The following is a 1,235-nucleotide window of genomic DNA, read 5'->3' as shown; positions in this document are numbered from 1 at the left end:
TGAGCTGCTACCCGTTCCTGGACCACTTGGCTGGGCGTCATCCAGCATCTGCCGGCAGCGGCGGGCCATGTGCCGCTGACCGGTTTACCAGAGATATCGGCGTTTTGTTGCCAATCGCGCTATGCGGTCTCACCTCGTTGTAGTCTCTGCGCCAAGCCTCGCATTTTCGTACCGCGTCGTCGAGGCTCATGAACCAGTGCTGGTTCAGGCACTCCGCTCGGAACTTGCCGTTGAAGGACTCGATGAACGCATTGTCCGTCGGCTTGCCCGGTCGGCTGAAGTCCAGCGTGACACCGCGAGTGTACGCCCACAGATCCAGGTCGCGCGAGATGAACTCGCTGCCCTGGTCAACGCGGATCGACACCGGATATCCCATCTCGCCGCACACCCGTTCAAGCACCTCTACGACGTCCGGCGCCCGGAAGCTGAACCGCGGCACCACCGCCGGCGAGAACCGGCTGAAGGTGTCTACCACCGTCAGGATACGCAGCTTCGGCCCCGTCGCGAGCTGGTCATGGACGAAGTCCATGGCCCACACCTCATTCGAACAAGATGCCGCGCAGCGGCCTTCTCTCAGCTTCGCCTTCACCCGACGCTTCGGCGGTTTGTGCCGCAGTTGCAGCCCCAACTCCTTGTAAAGCCGATAGACACGTTTTGCGTTCACGTCCCAGCCCTCGCGCCGGAGCAGCACGTGGATACGGCGATAGCCATATCGTACCCGCGTCTCGGCGATCTCCTTCATCCGCTTCTTCAGGTCGGCCTGATCTGCGCGGCACCCACGATAGTGGTAGCTCGACCGCTCCGCCCGGAGCACCCCGCAGGCCCGCCTGATGCTGACCTGCCAGGTGCTGCGAACATCGTCGACGAGCTGCCGGCGCCGGTCAGGCCTCAGAGCTTTCGCGAGACGACATCCTGTAACATCGCCTTGTCGAGACTCAGGTCAGCGACCAACCGCTTCAGCTTGGCATTCTCTTCCTCAAGCTGGCGCAGCCGCCGCATCTCCGACGGCATCAGCCCTGCATACTTCTTGCGCCAGGCGTAGAACGTCGCTTCGCTGATCCCGGTTTTGCGGCACACCTCGCCAACACTCGTGCCGTCCTCGGCCTGCTTCAGCACGAAGGCGATCTGCGCCTCCGAAAACTTCGACCTCTTCATCGCTCGCTCCGCTTCCTTGGCCCTCCTTCATAACTGGAATTTTCCAGCTCCAAGCGGTCCAGAAAACCGGCAGCAGGTCA

At 62.3% G+C, this 1,235-nt stretch carries 1 protein-coding gene; it reads right to left on the bottom strand.

What is annotated here, in order from left to right; all coding sequences use genetic code 11:
• Nucleotides 1–37: 37 nt before the first annotated feature.
• Nucleotides 38–1,155 (bottom strand): IS3 family transposase gene (locus tag AVT10_RS15990; RefSeq protein ID WP_420038519.1). Its coding sequence is split into 2 segments (ribosomal slippage): nucleotides 38–903 and nucleotides 903–1,155, totalling 1,119 coding nucleotides; the frame shifts between segments, so codons are not numbered across the junction.
• Between the last annotated feature and the right edge of the window lie 80 nt (nucleotides 1,156–1,235).

The sequence above is a fragment of the Sphingomonas hankookensis genome, assembly GCF_001619955.1.
In the GTDB taxonomy this organism is placed as follows: Bacteria; Pseudomonadota; Alphaproteobacteria; order Sphingomonadales; family Sphingomonadaceae; genus Sphingomonas; species Sphingomonas hankookensis_A.
Note: the sequence above shows the minus strand (reverse complement) of the source record. Positions and strands in the feature narration are given on the sequence as shown.